The following is a 15,992-nucleotide window of genomic DNA, read 5'->3' as shown; positions in this document are numbered from 1 at the left end:
TGGGCGTCGGCGGCGGCCCGGGCCTCGCCCAGCTTGTTGAGCCCGGCGGCCCGGTCGCCGCCGGGTGCGGTGGCCCGGGCCCGCTCGTGCAGGGCCTGCTGGGCGGCGAGCCGGTCGCGGGCCGCGAACAGGGCGCGGGACAGGGCGAGCGCGGTGTGCCGCTCCTCGGCGGAGAGGAAACGGTTACGGCTGGAGAGCGCCAGGCCGTCGGGGTCGCGGACGGTGGGGACGCCGGTGATCCGGACGCCGAAATTCAGGTCGCGGACCATCCGGCGGATCAGGGCGAGCTGCTGGGCGTCCTTCTGCCCGTAGAACGCCTCGTCGGGGCGGGTGAGGTGGAGGAGCTTGGCGACGACGGTGAGCATCCCGTCGAAGTGCCCCGGCCGGGCCGCGCCTTCGAGGCGCTCGCCCATGGGGCCGGCGGTGATCCGGACCTGGGGCTCGCCGCCGGGGTAGACCTCGTCCACACCGGGGGCGAAGACCGCGTCGGCCCCCGCCGCCGCGGCGATCTCCAGGTCGGCGTCCAGGGTGCGCGGATAGCGGTCCAGGTCGGCGGCCTCGCCGAACTGCAGCGGGTTCACGAAGACGGTGACCACGACCTGGCCGTCCGCACCCGCGGCTTCGCGGGCGGCGCGGATCAGGGCGGCGTGGCCGTCGTGGAGCGCGCCCATCGTCATGACGACGGCCCGCTCGGCCCCGGCGGGGCGGGGCAGCGCTTCGAGCTCGGCGGCGGTGCGCAGGAGGGCGGTCCGCATCGTGCGCGTCATCGGGTCTCCCCCGGTCCGGGGCCGCCGGGGCGGCGCTCCTGGTCGGCCAGGACGACGAGCAGGTCCTCGGCCAGCTCGGCCTTGAGCAGGCCGTGGGCGAGGGCCCGGTCGGCCGTGGCCCGGGCCATCGCGAGATATCCGGCCACCGCCTGCGGGGCGTGCGCGCGCAGTTCGCCGATGTGGGCGGCGACCGTGCCCGCGTCCCCCCGGGCGACCGGGCCGGTCAGCGCGGCGTCGCCGGAGCGCAGGGCGTTGTCCAGGGCCGCGCCGAGCAGCGGGCCGAGCATCCGGTCGGGGGCGGTGACCCCGGCCTTGGTCAGCAGCTCCATCGACTGGGCGACCAGGGTGACCAGGTGGTTCGCGCCGAGCGCGAGGGCCGCGTGGTAGAGCGGGCGGGACTCCTCGGCGATCCACTCGGGCTCGCCGCCCATCTCGATGACGAGGGCCTCGGCGGCCAGCCGCAGCTCCTCGGGGGCGGTGACGCCGAAGGAGCAGCCCGCGAGCCGCTGGACGTCGACGGCGGTGCCGGTGAACGTCATCGCGGGGTGCAGCGCGAGCGGCAGCGCACCGGCCCGCAGCGCGGGGTCCAGCACCTTCGCCCCGTACCGCCCGGAGGTGTGGACGAGCAGCTGGCCGGGCCGTACGGCACCGGTCTCGGCGAGGCCCTCGACCAGCGTGGGCAGCACGTCGTCGGGGACGGTCAGCAGCACCAGCTCGGCGCGGGCCAGCACTTCGGCGGGCTCCACCAGCGGCACGTCGGGGAGCAGCTCGGCGGCGCGGCGGCGGGAGGCGTCGGAGACGCCGGACACGGCGACCGGGCGGTGTCCGGCGAGCTGGAGGGCTGCGGCGAGGGCGGGTCCGACCCGGCCCGCACCGACGACGCCGACCGTGAGCCGGGCGGGGCGGTCCCTCGCGTCGAGGGGTTCCTTGGAAACTGATGCGTTCACGCGGCGATGGCCTTCCGTTCCAGTCCGCGGGGGGTACCGGACGATTTCTCTGCATGCTACGCCAGCGTTTCGGCGGAGCTCCCCCGCCGCCCACAGCCTGTGGATAACTTCGGAGGCCGAGGAAAACCCGTGGGCGCGCTGTCAGAGGTCCGGGTGATGATCGTCCCATGGCGACGATGGATGAGCAGGAGCAGCGGCGGCGCAGGCTGACCGCGTGGCGGGGGTCGCGACGGGTGCTGGCCCGGGTGGGCGCGGACGGCACGCTGGGCGAGCGGCTGGCGGCGCTCGCGGCCGGCGCCGCTTCCGTACACGATCCGGAGGACTGGACCGATGTGTACGGGGGCGGGGTCGTCGCCGATCTGGAGCGGCGGGTGGCCGGGCTGCTCGGGATGGAGGCGGCGGCGTTCTTCCCGACCGGGACGATGGCGCAGCAGGTCGCGCTGCGGTGCTGGGCGGGGCGTACGGGCGACGCGACGGTGGCGCTGCATCCGCTGTCCCATCCGGAGCTGCACGAGGGCGGTGCGCTGGGCGCGGTGAGCGGGCTGCGCACGGTGCATCCGACGTCCGAGCCGAGGCTGCCGAGCGCGGCGGAGGTCCGGGAGTTCCCGGAGCCGTTCGGCACGCTGATGCTGGAGCTGCCGCTGCGGGACGCCGGTTTCGTGCTGCCGTCCTGGGAGGAGCTGACGGCGGTGGTGGAGGCGGCCCGGGAGCGGGACGCGGTGGTCCACTTCGACGGGGCGCGGCTGTGGGAGTGCGGCCCGCACTTCGGGCGGGAGCTCTCCGAGATCGCGGCGCTCGCGGACAGCGTGTACGTGTCGTTCTACAAGTCCCTGGACGGGCTGTCGGGGGCGGTGCTGGCGGGCCCTTCGATGCTGGTGGAGGAGGCCCGGGTGTGGCGCCACCGGTACGGGGGCCAGGTCTTCCAGCAGTACCCGGCGGCGCTGTCCGCGCTGCTGGGCCTGGAGCGGGAGCTGCCGAGGCTCCCTGCGTTCGTGGCGCACGCGAAGGTGGTGGCCGGGGCGTTGGCGGAGGGGTTCGCGGCGTCGGGGGTGCCGTGGTTCCGGGTGCGTCCGGAGCCGCCGCACACGCATCAGTTCCAGGTGTGGCTGCCGTACGGGACCGAGGTGCTGGACGAGGCGTCGGTGCGGCAGGCCGAGGAGACCGGCGTGACGCTGTTCCGGCGGTGGTTCGCGGGGGCGGCCGGGACGGGGCTGCCGCCCGGGGTCTCGGTCACGGAGGTGACGGTGGCCGGGGCGGGGCTCGAGTGGTCGGCCGAGGATGTGCGGGACGCGGTGGCGGGGTTCGTGGGGTACGTGGGGCGGGGGGCCTTGCCCTAGGGCGGCCCCCGGGCCCGGAGGCCCTTGTCCGGTGTCGGCCCTCCGGCGTGAGGGGTCCGTCCTCAAACGCCGGACAGGCTGGATTCGCCGGCCCGCCCATCTCGGGGGTCCGTCCTCAAGCGCCGGACGGGCTGGATTCGCCGGCCCTCCGCGTGAGGGGTTCCGTCCTCAAGCGCCGGACAGGCTGGATTCGGCGGCCCGCCCGCCTCAGGGGTCCGTCCTCAAGCGTCGGACGGGCTGGGTGTGGCGGCGGGCCGGAGGTGCCGGTACAGGTTGCGCAGGGCCGTGACGTCGTGGCGGCCCGGTGGCGGGGGTGCGGGCTGGGACAGGCGGGCCGCGCGGTAGGTGTCGAGCATGTGCTGCTGGAGAGCGTTCATGCGGACAGCCTGCGCAGGTCACGGCGGGGCCGCGCGTGGATTGACGGCCCCCGTCAAATGGCACGACGACCCGTGCGCGTACCCGCACTATGGAGGGGTGAGCGTGCACATAGACATCGCGGGACTGCCCGCCGACCGCGTCGTTTTCGCGACGTCGCCCCTGGCCGAACTGGGCCTCGCCCTGCACGCGCTCTCCGAGCCCGGCCACCACCCGGGGCTGCACGGCTGGGCGACCGCGACCGCGGCAGGGCTGGAGCCCGACCTCGCGGACCGGATGCTGGAGGCGGAGTTCCTCTGGCGGAACACCTTCTCCGACGTGTTCATGCCGTTCTCCGGGCTCCGGGGCGGCGACGGCAGGACCGGGGCGACGCTCGCCGAGGACCTGGACCTGCTGGACAAGATGGACGACGAGCGGTTCGTCGCCGCGGCCCTGGAGTTCACCTGCGCCACCCATTACGGGGCCGGGGCGCCGTCGCCGCTGAGCGACGCGGCGATGCGGGACCGCTCCCTGGAGCTGGCAGCGGCGCGCGGCCCGCAGCAGGTGGAGTTCACGCGGCGGCTGCTGGCCGACCCCGCCTCCGTACGCGGCTGGATCCGGCGGCTCTTCGAGGACTGCGACGAGGCGTTCTTCGCCGACACCTGGCGCCGGGTCTCCGTGCAGCTGGTGGCGGACGCCCGGCACAAGACGGAGCTGCTGCGGCGCAAGGGGCTGGCCGAAGCGGTCGGGGCGGTGTCCTCCGCCGTGACGCTGGACGAGGACGCGGGCCGGATCAGCATCGACAAGCTGTCCGAGGGCCGGACCACCGCCGTCGACCCGGGCGTCGGCCACGGCCTGACGTTCGTCCCGACGAGCTTCGGCTGGCCGCATCTGATGGTGCTGCACGCCCCGGGCTGGCGGCCGGTGATCCACTACCCGGTCCACCTGCCCGAACTGCCGTCGCCCGCCTCCGTGGAACAGCTCCAGCGCCGGATGGAAGCCCTGGCCCACCCGATGCGGATGCGGCTCTGCCGCAACCTGGCCCGCTCCCCCTACACCACCGGTGAGCTGGCCGAATCCAACGGCATCACCCCACCCGAGGTCTCCCGCCACCTCTCGGTGCTCAAGAAGGCGGGCCTGGTCACGACGCGCCGCCGGGGCCGCTATGTCCTGCACCAGCTGGACCTGACGATCGTGGCCCGGCTCGGCAGCGACTTCCTGGAGGGCGTCCTGCGCTGAGCCGGCCGGCTGCCGACGAGGCACAGCGGGACGGGCACGACCTCAGTCGAAGCGGATGTGCCGCACGCTCGTCCAGGTCCGCCGCAGCCGGTGCCGCAGCCGGCCGTCCGTATCCGGTACGGGTGTCAGACCGGCGGCCCCGGCCACCAGGTCCGCCACCTGAGGAACCGTCACCCGGTCCGTACGGATATGGCGGGCGAACTCCGGGCGCGCGAGCCGCTCCAGGCAGTCGTCCAGCCGGCTCACGGCGAAGCTCTCCCCCTTCAGCCCGCGCCCGAGACCGCGTTCGCGCAGCCGCCGCAGAACGGTGGCGCGGTCGGCGAGGAGGGCGCTGTGGTGGACGGTGTGGCCGTCCTCGCGCAGCCGCCCGACGATCTCGGCGAAATACCCCGGGTCGACCAGCGTCATCGGCACGATCACCGGCCCCGGGTGCCCCTCCAGAGCGAGGGCGAGCACCTCACGGACCCCGGAACGCCAGGACGCCAGATCCTGGAAGTCGCCGCGCAGGCGGGGCGGCAGGGTCCGGTGCAGCCCGAAGCCGATGTGCTCGGGATCGCAGACCACACTGCCGGGGAGCCGCCGGTGCAGCTCGTACGCCGTCTGCGTCTTACCGCCGCCGAACGGCCCGTTGATCCACAGCAGCGTGCCCACGGCCGGCCTCCCGTCCCCTTCAGCCCGCGCCGCCGCCGGCCCGGACCAGCCCGGTCTCGTAGGCGAGGACGACGATCTGGACCCGGTCGCGGAGGTTCAGCTTGGTGAGGATGCGGCCGACGTGCGTCTTGACCGTCGCCTCGGAGAGCACCAGCCGGGCCGCGATCTCCCCGTTCGACAGGCCCTGGGCGACCAGGAGCATGACTTCCCGTTCGCGTTCGGTGAGCTTGCCGATGTGCTTGTTCTTCGGCTCCTTGTCGCTGGGCAGCATCGGCGAGAAGCGGTCGAGCAGCCGGCGGGTGGTGGACGGGGCGACGACCGCGTCGCCGCTGTGCACCGAGCGGATCGCGGCGAGCAGTTCGGCGGGCGGTACGTCCTTGAGCATGAAGCCGCTGGCCCCGGCCTTCAGCCCGGAGAAGGCGTACTCGTCGAGGTCGAAGGTGGTCAGGATGAGCACCTTCGGCGGGTTCTGCTGCGCGCAGATGCGGCTGGTCGCCTCGACGCCGTCCAGCCGGGGCATGCGGACGTCCATCAGGACCACGTCGACGGCGGTGGACCGCAGCAGCTCGATCGCCTCGGCCCCGTCCCCGGCCTCGGCCACGACTTCCATGTCGGGCTGGGCGGCGAGCACCATCCGGAAGCCGGTCCGCAGCAGCACCTGGTCGTCGACGAGCATCACGCGGATGGCCATGGTCATGGGAACGTGTCCTGTCCTGAGGTCGGTCGATCGGTCGGTCGGTCGTGGTGGCCATGGTGGCCCCGGTGGCTTTGGCGGTCGTCGAAGGCCGGGCCCGGTCCCGTCACCCGCCCGGGGGCTTGAGCGGCAGCAGGGCGCTGATCCGGAAGCCGCCGCCGGGCCGGGGCCCCGCGTCCAGGGTGCCTCCGACCATGCCGACCCGCTCCCGCATCCCGATCATCCCGTGCCCGGCGCCGTCCGCGCCGCCGTCCTCGTACAGCTCGTGCGCCGCGCCCCGGCCGTCGTCCTCGATCAGCAGCCCGAGGCCGTCGTCGAAGTAGACCAGCCGGACGCTGGCCCCGGCGTCGGGCCCGCCGTGCTTGCGGGTGTTCGTCAGGGCTTCCTGCACGACGCGGTACGCGGTCAGCTCCACGCCGCTGGGCAGCGGGCGGGGGGTGCCCTCGACCTTGAAGTCGACCTCCAGGCCGGTCTGCCGCACCTGGGCGACCAGGTCCTCGATCTGCTCGACGTCGGGCTGGGGAACGTACTCGCCGCTCTCCGGGGCATCGCCGGTGCGCAGCACCCCGAGCAGCCGGCGCATCTCGGCGAGCGCCTGGCGGCCGGTGCTGGAGATGGTCTCCAGGGCCTGCTTGGCCTGGTCGGGGGCGGCGTCCATCACATAGGCGGCGCCGTCGGCCTGGACGACCATCACGGACACGTTGTGCGCGACGACGTCGTGCAGCTCGCGGGCGATCCGGGCCCGTTCGGCGGCGACCGCGACCTTGGACTGCGCCTCGCGTTCCCGCTCCAGCCGGGCGGCACGCTCCTCCAGCTGGTCGAAGTAGGCGCGCCGGGTCCGCAGCGAGTCCCCGAGCACCCAGGCCAGCACGAACGGCACGGTCATGATGACCGCCACGAAGATCATCTGGGCCCAGGACCCGCCGGGCTCGGCCTCCCACCGCAGCTGGGACAGGGCCGCCGCGCTCAGGCTGCAGATCAGCGCGAGCCGGGACGCCCAGCGCTCGCCGACCGTGGCCACGGTGTACGTGATCACCAGCATCGCGAAATTCCCGATGCCCGGCCGGACGTCGAACACCAGCTGCACGACGCCCACCAGGATGGCGAGCAGCAGCATCTTCTCCGGGGCCTTGCGGCGCAGCGCCACCACCGTGGAGAGCCCCAGCACCACCGGAACGGCGACGATCCCCTCGCGCCCCGCGTCGTACATGCCCGACACCATCGACACGCCGGAGAGCCCGAGGAGGAAGACGGCCCAGAAGACGTCGACGCCCGTCGGGTGTCTGCGGATGAAATCGTAGAGGCGCTGCACGTAACCCAGCGTAGGGACAGCGGATCGGTGCCCGGGTCAACCGGAGGGTCGATCCAGGTCCTGGGACCGTACTCCCCAAGGTGGAGACTTGCCTACGTGATGGACGAGTGGCGCGGGTGGCGAGAGGCGGCGCAGTCCGCCCTGTACGGATATGACGGCTTTTATCGCAGCCCTCTGCGGAGCCCGGACGGCCCGGCGGGCCACTTCCGTACGTCGGTCCACGCCTCGCCCCTTTTCGCGGCGGCGGTGGCCCGGCTGCTGAGCGGAATCGCGCGGGAGCTGGACACCGCCACGGTCGCGCTGGTCGACGTCGGGGCGGGGCGGGGCGAGCTGATGGCCGGGGTGCTGGCCGCGCTGCCGGAGGAGCTGGAGGGGCTGGAGGTGACCGCGTACGCCGTCGAGGTCGCCGGCCGGCCGCCGGGCCTGGATCCCCGGATCGAGTGGTGCGCCGAGCCGCCCTCGGGGGTCACCGGGCTGCTGTTCGCCAACGAGTGGCTGGACAACGTTCCGGCGGAGGTGGCGGAGGCGGACGCGGACGGCGTCCCCCGGTACGTCCAGGTGCGGACCTCGGACGGCGCGGAGCGGCTCGGCGATGCGGTGACCGGGGCGGACGCGGAGTGGCTGGAGCGCTGGTGGCCGCTGTCCGCGCCGGGCGAGCGGGCGGAGATCGGGCGCTCCAGGGACGAGGCGTGGGCGGGCGCGGTCGGTTCGCTCGCCGCCGGTCTCGCGGTGGCGGTGGACTACGCGCATGTACGGGGCGCCCGGCCGCCCTTCGGGACGCTGACCGGCTTCCGGGACGGGCGCGAGGTGCGTCCGGTGCCGGACGGCTCCTGCGATCTGACCGCGCATGTGGCGCTGGACGCCTGCGCGGCGGCGGTGTCCTCGGCCGTGCCGCACGCGAGCACCGAGCTGACCGACCAGCGGGCGGCACTGCACCGCCTGGGCGTCGGCGGCGACCGGCCGCCGCTGAGCCTGGCCGCCACCGATCCGGCGGGCTATGTACGGGCGCTGTCGGCGGCGGGCGAGGCGGCGGAGCTGACCGCGCGCGGCGGCCTCGGCGACTTCGGCTGGCTGCTGCACCGGGTGGGGCTGCCGGAACCCGGGTGACCGCCCTCGTACGGCGGCCGCAGGGAGTTACGGCGGCCGCAGGGAATACTGTCCCGCATGACGGAGACGACGATCGGCATCGGCGGAGCGGCGGAGAGCACCGACATGGTGCTGAACATCGGTCCCCAGCACCCCTCGACGCACGGGGTCCTCCGGCTGCGGATCGTGCTGGACGGCGAGCGCGTCCAGCACGCGGAGCCGGTCATCGGCTATATGCACCGGGGCGCGGAGAAGCTCTTCGAGGCGCGCGACTACCGGCAGATCGTCATGCTCGCCAACCGCCACGACTGGCTCTCCGCGTTCTCGAACGAGCTGGGCGTCGTGATGGCCGTCGAGCGGATGCTCGGCATGGAGGTCCCCGAGCGCGCGGTCTGGACGCGGACGCTGCTCGCCGAGCTGAACCGGGTCCTCAACCACCTGATGTTCCTCGGCTCCTACCCTCTCGAACTCGGCGGCATCACCCCGGTCTTCCACGCCTTCCGGGAGCGCGAGGAGCTCCAGGCGGTGATGGAGGAGGTCTCCGGCGGGCGGATGCACTACATGTTCAACCGGGTCGGGGGGCTCAAGGAGGACATCCCGGCGGGCTGGACCGGCCGGGTCCGCGACGCCGTCGCCTCCGTCCGCTCCCGCATGGACGTGTACGAGAACCTCGTCCTCGGCAACGAGATCTTCCGGGGCCGTACGCGCGACGTGGGCGTGCTGTCCGCCGCGGCGGTGCACGCGTACGGGGTGTCGGGGCCGATCGCCCGCGCCTCGGGCGTCGACTTCGATCTGCGGCGCGACGAGCCGTATCTCGCGTACGGGGAGCTCCAGGACACCCTGAAGGTCGTCACCCGGACCGAGGGCGACTGCCTGGCCCGCTTCGAGTGCCTGCTGGAGCAGACCCTCAACGCCCTGGACCTGGCCGACGCCTGCCTGGACCGGATGGCCCACCTGGCGCCCGGGCCGATCAACCAGCGGCTGCCCAAGGTGCTCAAGGCCCCGGAGGGCCACACCTACGCCTGGACGGAGAACCCGCTCGGCGTCAACGGCTACTACCTGGTGTCCAAGGGCGAGAAGACGCCCTACCGGCTGAAGCTGCGCTCCGCCTCGTTCAACAACATCCAGGCGCTCACCGAGCTGTTGCCGGGCACCCTGGTCGCCGACATGGTGGCGATCCTGGGCTCGCTGTTCTTCGTCGTCGGGGACATCGACAAGTAGCGGCGGCCCCGGGCCCCTTGGGGCTCAGGAGACCGCGCCGCGCAGTTGCGCCACGTCGATCTGCTCGGTCTCGTCGTGCGCGGTGAGGTCGATGACCTTGCCGACGGCCTGGTTCGGCACCGCTCCCGTGCGGTGGGCGGCGAGCGCCTCCTCGCCGACGACGTCCGCGAGGTCCTCGTTCTGCACGGACTCGATCGCGGCGTTCGCCTTCTGGGAGTTCTGGGAGTTCTGGGCGTTCTGGGCGCCGAAGAAGTCGAAGTTGCCCTGGGGGGCAGGCTGGCGGCGCGCGGCGTACGGGACGACGGCCGAGGCGGCCGGGATCGCGCGCGGTACGCGCACCGGCGCGATGGAGGCCGGGGTCTTCGCGCTCGGAAGCTCCGGGGCCGGCGGAGTCGGCGGGGTCGGTGCCGATGCGGCCGGGGTGGTCGGTGCGGCCGAAGTGGTCGGTGCGGCCGAAGTGGTCGCGTCCCGAGGAGCCGCGTTACGGGTGTCCGGGGCCGGGGCGGGCGGGGTGGTCGCGGGGCGGCGGTGCTGGTGGTCCAGGTGCTCGCCCGCCCCGGTGGCCGCCGCGTGCTTCCCCTTCGGGCCCTCCGCCTCCGTGTTCCGGTTCCGGTCCTGGACGGCCAGCTGACGCTGCCGGACCGCCTCCACCGTCCGACGGGTCTCCTGGAGCGCCGCGTTGCGCGTGAGGTTCTTCAGGGCCTCGCCCGCGCGACGGTACGACTCGGGGGTCGGCGTGGACCGCGCGGGCAGCAGCTCCTTGGGGGCCGCGGCCTCGATGGCGAGCTGCCTGCGGCCCTCCAGCGCGCTGGCCCGCTCGGTCTCGGCGTTGGCGTAGCGGCGCAGCAGTCCGGCGTGCTCGCCGCGCAGCCCCGCGAGCTCCACGCGCTTGCGGCGGAGCTTGGTCTCCAGACGGGTGCGCAGCTCGCGCGACTCCTCCAGATCCTGCTCCAGCTCGGCTATCCGCTCCTCGGCCCGCCATTCGTCACTGGCGCGGGCCCGGGTCAGCTCGGCGACCCGCAGCCCCGCCGCCCGGTCCCAGCTGCGCATCAGATACGCGCCGGTCACGGCGGCGGCCGCCACGGCGGCCACCAGGCCGCGCAGGACCAGGGGTTCGGTCAGCAGCCAGGCGCCGGCGGCACCGACGACCGACACTCCCGCCACCACGGAAGGCGGCAGGATTCTGTGGAGGGGCGGCGAATGGCGGTGGCGTCCACGTGGCATGGCCTGAAATTTACCGTGTGTACGCGCCACTTGGGGGGCCGCCCGGCAATCTGTTCCCCGCCGGTTACCTCGCGGCCCCCCGGAAGCCCTCTCCACAGCCCTTTACCTATTGATCGAGAACTACTTCTTGATCAGATCCTTCGACTCCAGATACTCCTTGGCCACATCGGCCGGCTTGGCCCGCTCGGCGTCGACCTTCCGGTTCAGCTCGGCGAGATCCTCCGTGGTGAGCGCGGCGGTGAGCTTGCCCAGCGCGTCGGCGATCTCCGGCGCACCCGCGTCCTTGGCATTCAGTACGGGAAGGACGTTGTCCGCGTTCTGGAGCTTCTTGTCGTCCTCCAGGAACACCAGCCCGTCCAGCACCGCGTCCGTGGTGGTCGTCAGGACCAGCTGGACCTTGCCGTCACGCACGGCCTGCTTGGACTGCGGGGTGCCGACGCCCTTGGGGTCGATACCCGTGACGTCGATGCCGTACGTCTTCTTCAGCCCGGGTGCGCAGAACGGCCGCACCTCGCACTCGTCGCCCGCCGCGATCTTGACCTTGATCTTCGACTTCCCCAGATCGGAAAGCGTCTTCAGGCTGTTCTTCTCGGCGAATTCCTTCGAGACCGCGAAGGCGTTCTGGTCGACGGCCTTCCCGGCCGGGAGAACCTTGAGTCCCAGCGGTTCGGCGAGCTGCTTCAGCGCGGCGACCGTGGCGTCGGCGTCCCCGGAGGCCACCGGCTTCGCCTGGGCCTCATCGGCCCCGTTGACCTTGGCGTTGAGGAATTCGGCGATCGTCGCGGCGTACTCCGGTACGACGTCGATCTCGCCCTTCTCCAGCGAGGGCTCGTACAGCTCACGGTTCTTCACCGTGGTGATCGAGGTGCTGTATCCGGCGTCGCCCAGGATCTGCGCGTACAGCTCGGCGAGCACCTTGGACTCGGTGAAGGAGGCCGAGCCGACGACCAGGGAGCCCTTCTTCCCGTCACCGGCCGAGGAGCCCGAGCCGCCCTTCTCCTTCTCCAGGCTGTCGCCGCCGCAGGCCGCGAGCGACCCGGCCAGCGCCACCATGCCGATGACCGCTCCGGCTATCCGCGAGGTCCTGCTCATAAGTGTTGTTCTCCGTCCGAACAGAAGAAAAGTGACCAGAAGAAAGATGATGATGACGAGAAGAAGGGCGCTGGCGACCAGTGGAAAGAGGCGCGCTCACGCGGGCCTGCGGCGGCGCAGCGGGGACAGCGCCCGGTCCAGCACCACCAGCACGCCCTCCACCAGCAGGGCGAGACCGGCGACCAGGACGGCGCCCGCGAAGACCTGGGCGGTGTCGTAGGTGTTGAACCCGGCGGTGATGATCCGGCCCAGACCGCCGAGGCCGACCATCGCGGCGATCGACGCGGTGGCGACGACCTGGACCGCGGCGGACCGCAGCCCGGTCATGATCATCGGGTAGGCGAGCGGCAGCTCGACCCGGACGAAGAGCTGCCCGCCCGACATCCCCATGCCCCGCGCGGCCTCCACCACGGCCCGGTCCACCTCCCGCATCCCGACATAGGCGTTGGTCAGCAGCGGCGGCACCGCGAACAGCACCAGCGCGATGATCGTGGGCCAGTACCCCGAGTTGCGCAGGGGCGTCACCATGAACAGGGCCAGCACCGCGAAGACCGGCACCGCCCGCCCCACGTTGGAGATGTTGACCGCGAGCGCGCCCCCCTTGCCGATATGCCCCAGATACAGGGCGAGCGGCAGGGCTATCGCGCAGGCCACCGCGAGGGCGACCCCGCTCACGTACAGATGCTCGCCGAGCCGGTGCGCGGCCCCGCCGTCCCCCGACCAGTTGGCCCCGGTGGTCAGCCAGGTCCAGGCGTCGCCGATGACTCCCACGGGTCAGCCCACCTCCACCTTCGCCGGGGCGGACGCGGACGCCTCCGCCTTCACCGGGCCGGACGGCGGGACGACCGCCCCGGATATCCGGGTCCAGGGCGTCAGCAGCCGCTGGAGGCCGAGCAGCAGCAGGTCCGCCGCCACCGCGAGCAGCACGCACAGCACCGAGGCGGTGAGCACCTGGGCCTTGAAGAAGCTGGGCAGCGCGTCCTCGATGAGATTGCCGAGGCCCCCCTTGCCGACGAGCGAGCCGACCGTGGTCAGCGCGACCGTCGACACGGTGGCTATCCGCAGCCCCGCCATCACCGCGGGCAGCGCCAGCGGAAGCTCCACCTCCCACAGCAGCCGGGCCGGCCCGTACCCCATGCCGCGGGCGGCTTCCCTCGCCTCCTGCGGCACCGCTTCGAGCCCCGCCAGGATGTTGCGTACGAGGATGGTCAGCGAATAGAGCACCAGGCCCGTGACGACGAGCGCGGCCGAGAGCCCGAACAGGGGCAGCAGCAGCGAGAACATCGCCAGCGAGGGCACGGTGTAGAGCACGGTCGTCAGCCCGAGCACCGGTCCGGCGAACCGCCGGCCCCGACGGGCGAGCAGCGCCAGCGGAAAGGCCACCGCGAGCCCGATCAGCACCGAGACCACCGTGATCCCGATGTGCTGCACGGTCGCATCGGTCAACTCCTGGCTGCGGGAGCGGAGATACTCCCCGCAGATCCAGTCGTTCGTCACCAGGCAGCTCTGCTCGGCCATCCGCCCCTCACCTCCTGCGTTCCCTCGTCGCCCGGGACCGGGCCCGGATCTCCCCCGGATCGCCCCGGATCGAACTGATGACTGGCGAGCCTATCCTCGACCACTGACAATCGCGGAGGCTGTCGCATTCCGGCAACATGCCCTTCACAGAACGCCCTCCACAATGGGGAACCATGATCCGTTTCGAGCACGTCACCAAGCGGTACGCCGACGGCACCACCGCCGTCGACGACCTTTCCTTCGAGGTCGCCGAGGGTGAACTGGTCACGCTCGTCGGACCTTCCGGTTGCGGCAAGACGACCACCATGAAGATGGTGAACCGGCTGATCGAACCGACCGAGGGCGGGATATTCCTCGACGGGGACGACATATCCACCATCGACCCCGTGCAACTGCGCCGCCGAATCGGCTATGTGATCCAGCAGGTGGGACTCTTCCCGCACAAGACCGTGCTGGAGAACACCGCGACCGTTCCCCACCTGCTCGGCTGGAAGCGCGGAAAAGGACGCGAACGCGCCGCCGAACTCCTCGACCTCGTCGGACTGGACCCGTCCGTTTATGGCGACCGCTATCCGGAACAGCTTTCCGGTGGCCAGCGCCAACGCGTGGGCGTGGCCCGCGCATTGGCCGCCGATCCGCCCGTTCTCCTGATGGACGAGCCTTTCGGCGCGGTCGACCCGGTCGTCCGCGAACGCCTCCAGAACGAATTCCTGAAACTCCAGGCCCAGGTCCGTAAGACCGTGCTGTTCGTCACCCACGACATCGAGGAGGCCGTCCGCCTCGGCGACCGGATCGCCGTCTACGGGCAGGGCCGCATCGAGCAGTTCGACTCCCCCGCCACCGTGCTCGGAGCCCCCGCGACCCCGTACGTGGCCGACTTCGTCGGCGCGGACCGCGGGCTCAAGCGGCTCTCGGTGACGCCCATCGAGGAGAGCGACCTCGACCAGCCGCCGGTTGTCCACCTCGACGACCCGCTGGCCACCGCCACCGAACGGCTCAGGTCCGAGGGCGCGCGCTGGGCGGTCGTCCTGGACGGCCGCGACAACCTCCACGGCTGGATCCCCGCCGACGCGACCGCCGACGCCACGGCCAAGGGCACCGTCCGCGAACACGCCCGCCGGATGGAGGCCTGGCTCCCGCTCGGCGCGCCCCTCAAACAGGCCTTCGCCACCATGCTCCAGCACGACGCGGGCTGGATCGCGGTCATCGACAAGGAGAGCGAGGGCCGCTTCCTCGGCGTGCTGACCCCCGCCCGGCTGCACGAGGCCCTGCGCCGCTCCATCGACGCGGACGCCCAGGACGTACCGCGCGCCGAGGTCGCCGTGGAGACGGTGGCGACGATCGCCACGGCCACCTGAACGGCGGGCTCAGTTCTCGCCGAGGCGGGCGCTCAGCCACTCCAGGGCCGGCGGGATCTCCCGCCGCCAGGTCGTGAAGTTGTGCCCGCCGCTGTCCAGCACGATGGACGACACCTTCGCGGGCGCCTTCACCTTCTCGATGAACTTCATCGTCTCGCCGAGGTTGTCCTCGCCCTCGCGGGACGTCGTCACCAGGAACGAACCGCCCGACGGCGGCCGGTTCTCCAGGGTCCACAGCAGGTCGGCGCGGTCACGGAGCTCCTGCCGCCCGTGGAACAGGTCGCCCGTCGTCGGGTCCTCGGCGGCCTTGTAGTACGCGGAGAGGCCGGCGCTCGCCGCGTACCGGTCCGGGTGGTGCATCCCGATCTTCAACGCGCAGTAGCCGCCGGTGGAGTTGCCGATGATGCCCCAGTTACGGGCCTTCTTCCCGACCCGGTAGGACCCGGCGATGGCCTCGGGAAGGTCCTTCGCGAAGAACGTCTCGGTCTGCGGGCCCTTCGGAATGTCCACGCACTCGGTGTCCCGGGGCGGCGCGACCGTCGGCCGCAGCATCACCAGGATCATCGGCTGCGCCTTGCCCGCCTTCACCCGCTCGTGCGCGGTCTGCGGGTAGCGCAGCCCCTTCAGCAGGTTCTCCGCCGTGCCCGGATAGCCGGTGAGGACCACGACCGCCGGGAACTTCCGCGTGGCGTAGGCCGCCTGGAAGTACTCCGGCGGCAGATAGACGTACGCCGGTGACTCGATGCCCGAGGTCCGCCCCGAGACGACCACCTTGTCGATCCGCCCGCCGACCGCCGGCACCCGGCCGCCCGGCACATCCGGGTGCTGGGTGTCGATCCGCGTCATGTGCCGCGAGCCGGGCCCGTTCCCCGCATGGTCGGAGACCACGCCGAGCTCCTGCTGCCGGCCGAAGAGGTCGGCCCAGGAACCGTAGAAGAGGAAGGCGTTGTTGGCCGCCAGACCCACCGCCGCGAACAGCGTCAGCTGGGTCGCCAGGAGCAGCCCGATCCGGCCCGACACCGCGGCGGCGCCGGGCCGGGCCAGGCGCGGCCAGAACCGGACCGTGGCGGCGAAGAGCGCGACGGCCAGCACCGCCACGACGGCGAGGACTGCTGTGCTGGTGAGACCCATGAGTGAGCTTTCTCTGCGATTCCGTACAGGCGATTCGGTACGAGGGATGGCAAGGGACGGG

15 protein-coding genes and 1 pseudogene are annotated in these 15,992 nt (G+C 72.5%); 5 read left to right on the top strand and 11 right to left on the bottom strand.

Annotated features, from left to right (window positions below):
- Together panC and G3I54_RS23070 are read right to left on the bottom strand one after the other, a co-directional pair.
- A partial coding sequence (panC, locus tag G3I54_RS23075) for a pantoate--beta-alanine ligase (protein WP_164616765.1) occupies positions 1-767 on the bottom strand: 767 nt, incomplete at its 3' end.
- Positions 764-1,714 (bottom strand): DUF2520 domain-containing protein, encoded by a 951-nt coding sequence (locus G3I54_RS23070; RefSeq protein ID WP_164616764.1) that lies wholly within the window; start codon positions 1,712-1,714, stop codon positions 764-766. The genes G3I54_RS23070 and panC, both read right to left, overlap by 4 nt.
- A gap of 167 nt (positions 1,715-1,881) precedes the next feature.
- Between G3I54_RS23070 and G3I54_RS23065 the strand changes: the two genes are divergently transcribed.
- On the top strand, positions 1,882-3,051 hold the full coding sequence (locus tag G3I54_RS23065; RefSeq protein WP_164616763.1) for a beta-eliminating lyase-related protein: 1,170 nt from the start codon (positions 1,882-1,884) through the stop codon (positions 3,049-3,051).
- Between the two features lie 115 nt (positions 3,052-3,166).
- Here the strand turns inward: G3I54_RS23065 and G3I54_RS40170 are convergent.
- Positions 3,167-3,428 (bottom strand): annotated as a pseudogene (locus tag G3I54_RS40170) (hypothetical protein).
- Positions 3,429-3,531: 103 nt separating this feature from the next.
- On the opposite strand from G3I54_RS40170, the gene G3I54_RS23060 reads away from it, so the two are divergent.
- Positions 3,532-4,644 (top strand): DUF5937 family protein, encoded by a 1,113-nt coding sequence (locus G3I54_RS23060; RefSeq protein WP_164616780.1) that lies wholly within the window; start codon positions 3,532-3,534, stop codon positions 4,642-4,644.
- Positions 4,645-4,686: 42 nt separating this feature from the next.
- Here the strand turns inward: G3I54_RS23060 and G3I54_RS23055 are convergent, their stop codons facing one another.
- From G3I54_RS23055 to G3I54_RS23045, 3 genes are all read right to left on the bottom strand, one after another.
- Complete coding sequence (locus G3I54_RS23055) at positions 4,687-5,295, bottom strand: AAA family ATPase (RefSeq protein ID WP_343240398.1); 609 nt, start codon at positions 5,293-5,295, stop codon at positions 4,687-4,689.
- 19 nt (positions 5,296-5,314) lie between these two features.
- Positions 5,315-5,986: a response regulator transcription factor gene (locus G3I54_RS23050; protein ID WP_164616778.1), complete on the bottom strand. Its 672-nt coding sequence runs from the start codon at positions 5,984-5,986 to the stop codon at positions 5,315-5,317.
- 109 nt (positions 5,987-6,095) lie between these two features.
- On the bottom strand, positions 6,096-7,301 hold the full coding sequence (locus tag G3I54_RS23045) for a sensor histidine kinase (protein WP_164616762.1): 1,206 nt from the start codon (positions 7,299-7,301) through the stop codon (positions 6,096-6,098).
- Between the two features lie 96 nt (positions 7,302-7,397).
- On the opposite strand from G3I54_RS23045, the gene G3I54_RS23040 reads away from it, so the two are divergent.
- Entirely contained in the window at positions 7,398-8,408 is a 1,011-nt protein-coding gene (locus G3I54_RS23040) for an SAM-dependent methyltransferase (RefSeq protein ID WP_164616761.1), read from the top strand.
- Between the two features lie 57 nt (positions 8,409-8,465).
- Positions 8,466-9,608 (top strand): NADH-quinone oxidoreductase subunit D, encoded by a 1,143-nt coding sequence (locus tag G3I54_RS23035; protein WP_164616760.1) that lies wholly within the window; start codon positions 8,466-8,468, stop codon positions 9,606-9,608.
- 24 nt (positions 9,609-9,632) lie between these two features.
- Here G3I54_RS23035 and G3I54_RS23030 read toward each other — a convergent pair whose 3' ends face one another.
- From G3I54_RS23030 to G3I54_RS23015, 4 genes are all read right to left on the bottom strand, one after another.
- Positions 9,633-10,832 (bottom strand): hypothetical protein, encoded by a 1,200-nt coding sequence (locus G3I54_RS23030; protein WP_203687000.1) that lies wholly within the window; start codon positions 10,830-10,832, stop codon positions 9,633-9,635.
- Between the two features lie 120 nt (positions 10,833-10,952).
- Complete coding sequence (locus G3I54_RS23025; protein ID WP_164616759.1) at positions 10,953-11,924, bottom strand: ABC transporter substrate-binding protein; 972 nt, start codon at positions 11,922-11,924, stop codon at positions 10,953-10,955.
- A gap of 96 nt (positions 11,925-12,020) precedes the next feature.
- Positions 12,021-12,695 (bottom strand): ABC transporter permease, encoded by a 675-nt coding sequence (locus G3I54_RS23020; protein ID WP_164616758.1) that lies wholly within the window; start codon positions 12,693-12,695, stop codon positions 12,021-12,023.
- 3 nt (positions 12,696-12,698) lie between these two features.
- A complete protein-coding gene (locus tag G3I54_RS23015; protein WP_030087923.1) occupies positions 12,699-13,442 on the bottom strand; it encodes an ABC transporter permease in 744 nt (247 codons plus the stop codon).
- A 173-nt stretch (positions 13,443-13,615) separates the two neighbouring features.
- On the opposite strand from G3I54_RS23015, the gene G3I54_RS23010 reads away from it, so the two are divergent.
- Positions 13,616-14,800 (top strand): betaine/proline/choline family ABC transporter ATP-binding protein, encoded by a 1,185-nt coding sequence (locus G3I54_RS23010; protein ID WP_164616757.1) that lies wholly within the window; start codon positions 13,616-13,618, stop codon positions 14,798-14,800.
- A 9-nt stretch (positions 14,801-14,809) separates the two neighbouring features.
- Here the strand turns inward: G3I54_RS23010 and G3I54_RS23005 are convergent, their stop codons facing one another.
- Positions 14,810-15,931: an alpha/beta hydrolase-fold protein gene (locus G3I54_RS23005; protein ID WP_164616756.1), complete on the bottom strand. Its 1,122-nt coding sequence runs from the start codon at positions 15,929-15,931 to the stop codon at positions 14,810-14,812.
- Positions 15,932-15,992 lie beyond the last annotated feature (61 nt).

The organism is Streptomyces sp. SID14515, from assembly GCF_010548505.1.
GTDB lineage: Bacteria > Actinomycetota > Actinomycetes > Streptomycetales > Streptomycetaceae > Streptomyces > Streptomyces caviscabies.
The sequence above is the reverse complement of the archived record's forward strand: the minus strand, read 5'-3'. Positions and strand labels throughout refer to the sequence as shown.

Coding starts and splice junctions, on each gene's coding strand:
- G3I54_RS23065 (WP_164616763.1), top strand. CDS start 1,882: ATGGCGACGATGGATGAGCAGGAGCAGCGGCGGCGCAGGCTGACCGCG.
- G3I54_RS23050 (WP_164616778.1), bottom strand. CDS start 5,986: ATGGCCATCCGCGTGATGCTCGTCGACGACCAGGTGCTGCTGCGGACC.
- G3I54_RS23035 (WP_164616760.1), top strand. CDS start 8,466: ATGACGGAGACGACGATCGGCATCGGCGGAGCGGCGGAGAGCACCGAC.
- G3I54_RS23030 (WP_203687000.1), bottom strand. CDS start 10,832: ATGCCACGTGGACGCCACCGCCATTCGCCGCCCCTCCACAGAATCCTG.
- G3I54_RS23025 (WP_164616759.1), bottom strand. CDS start 11,924: ATGAGCAGGACCTCGCGGATAGCCGGAGCGGTCATCGGCATGGTGGCG.
- G3I54_RS23015 (WP_030087923.1), bottom strand. CDS start 13,442: ATGGCCGAGCAGAGCTGCCTGGTGACGAACGACTGGATCTGCGGGGAG.
- G3I54_RS23010 (WP_164616757.1), top strand. CDS start 13,616: ATGATCCGTTTCGAGCACGTCACCAAGCGGTACGCCGACGGCACCACC.
- G3I54_RS23005 (WP_164616756.1), bottom strand. CDS start 15,931: ATGGGTCTCACCAGCACAGCAGTCCTCGCCGTCGTGGCGGTGCTGGCC.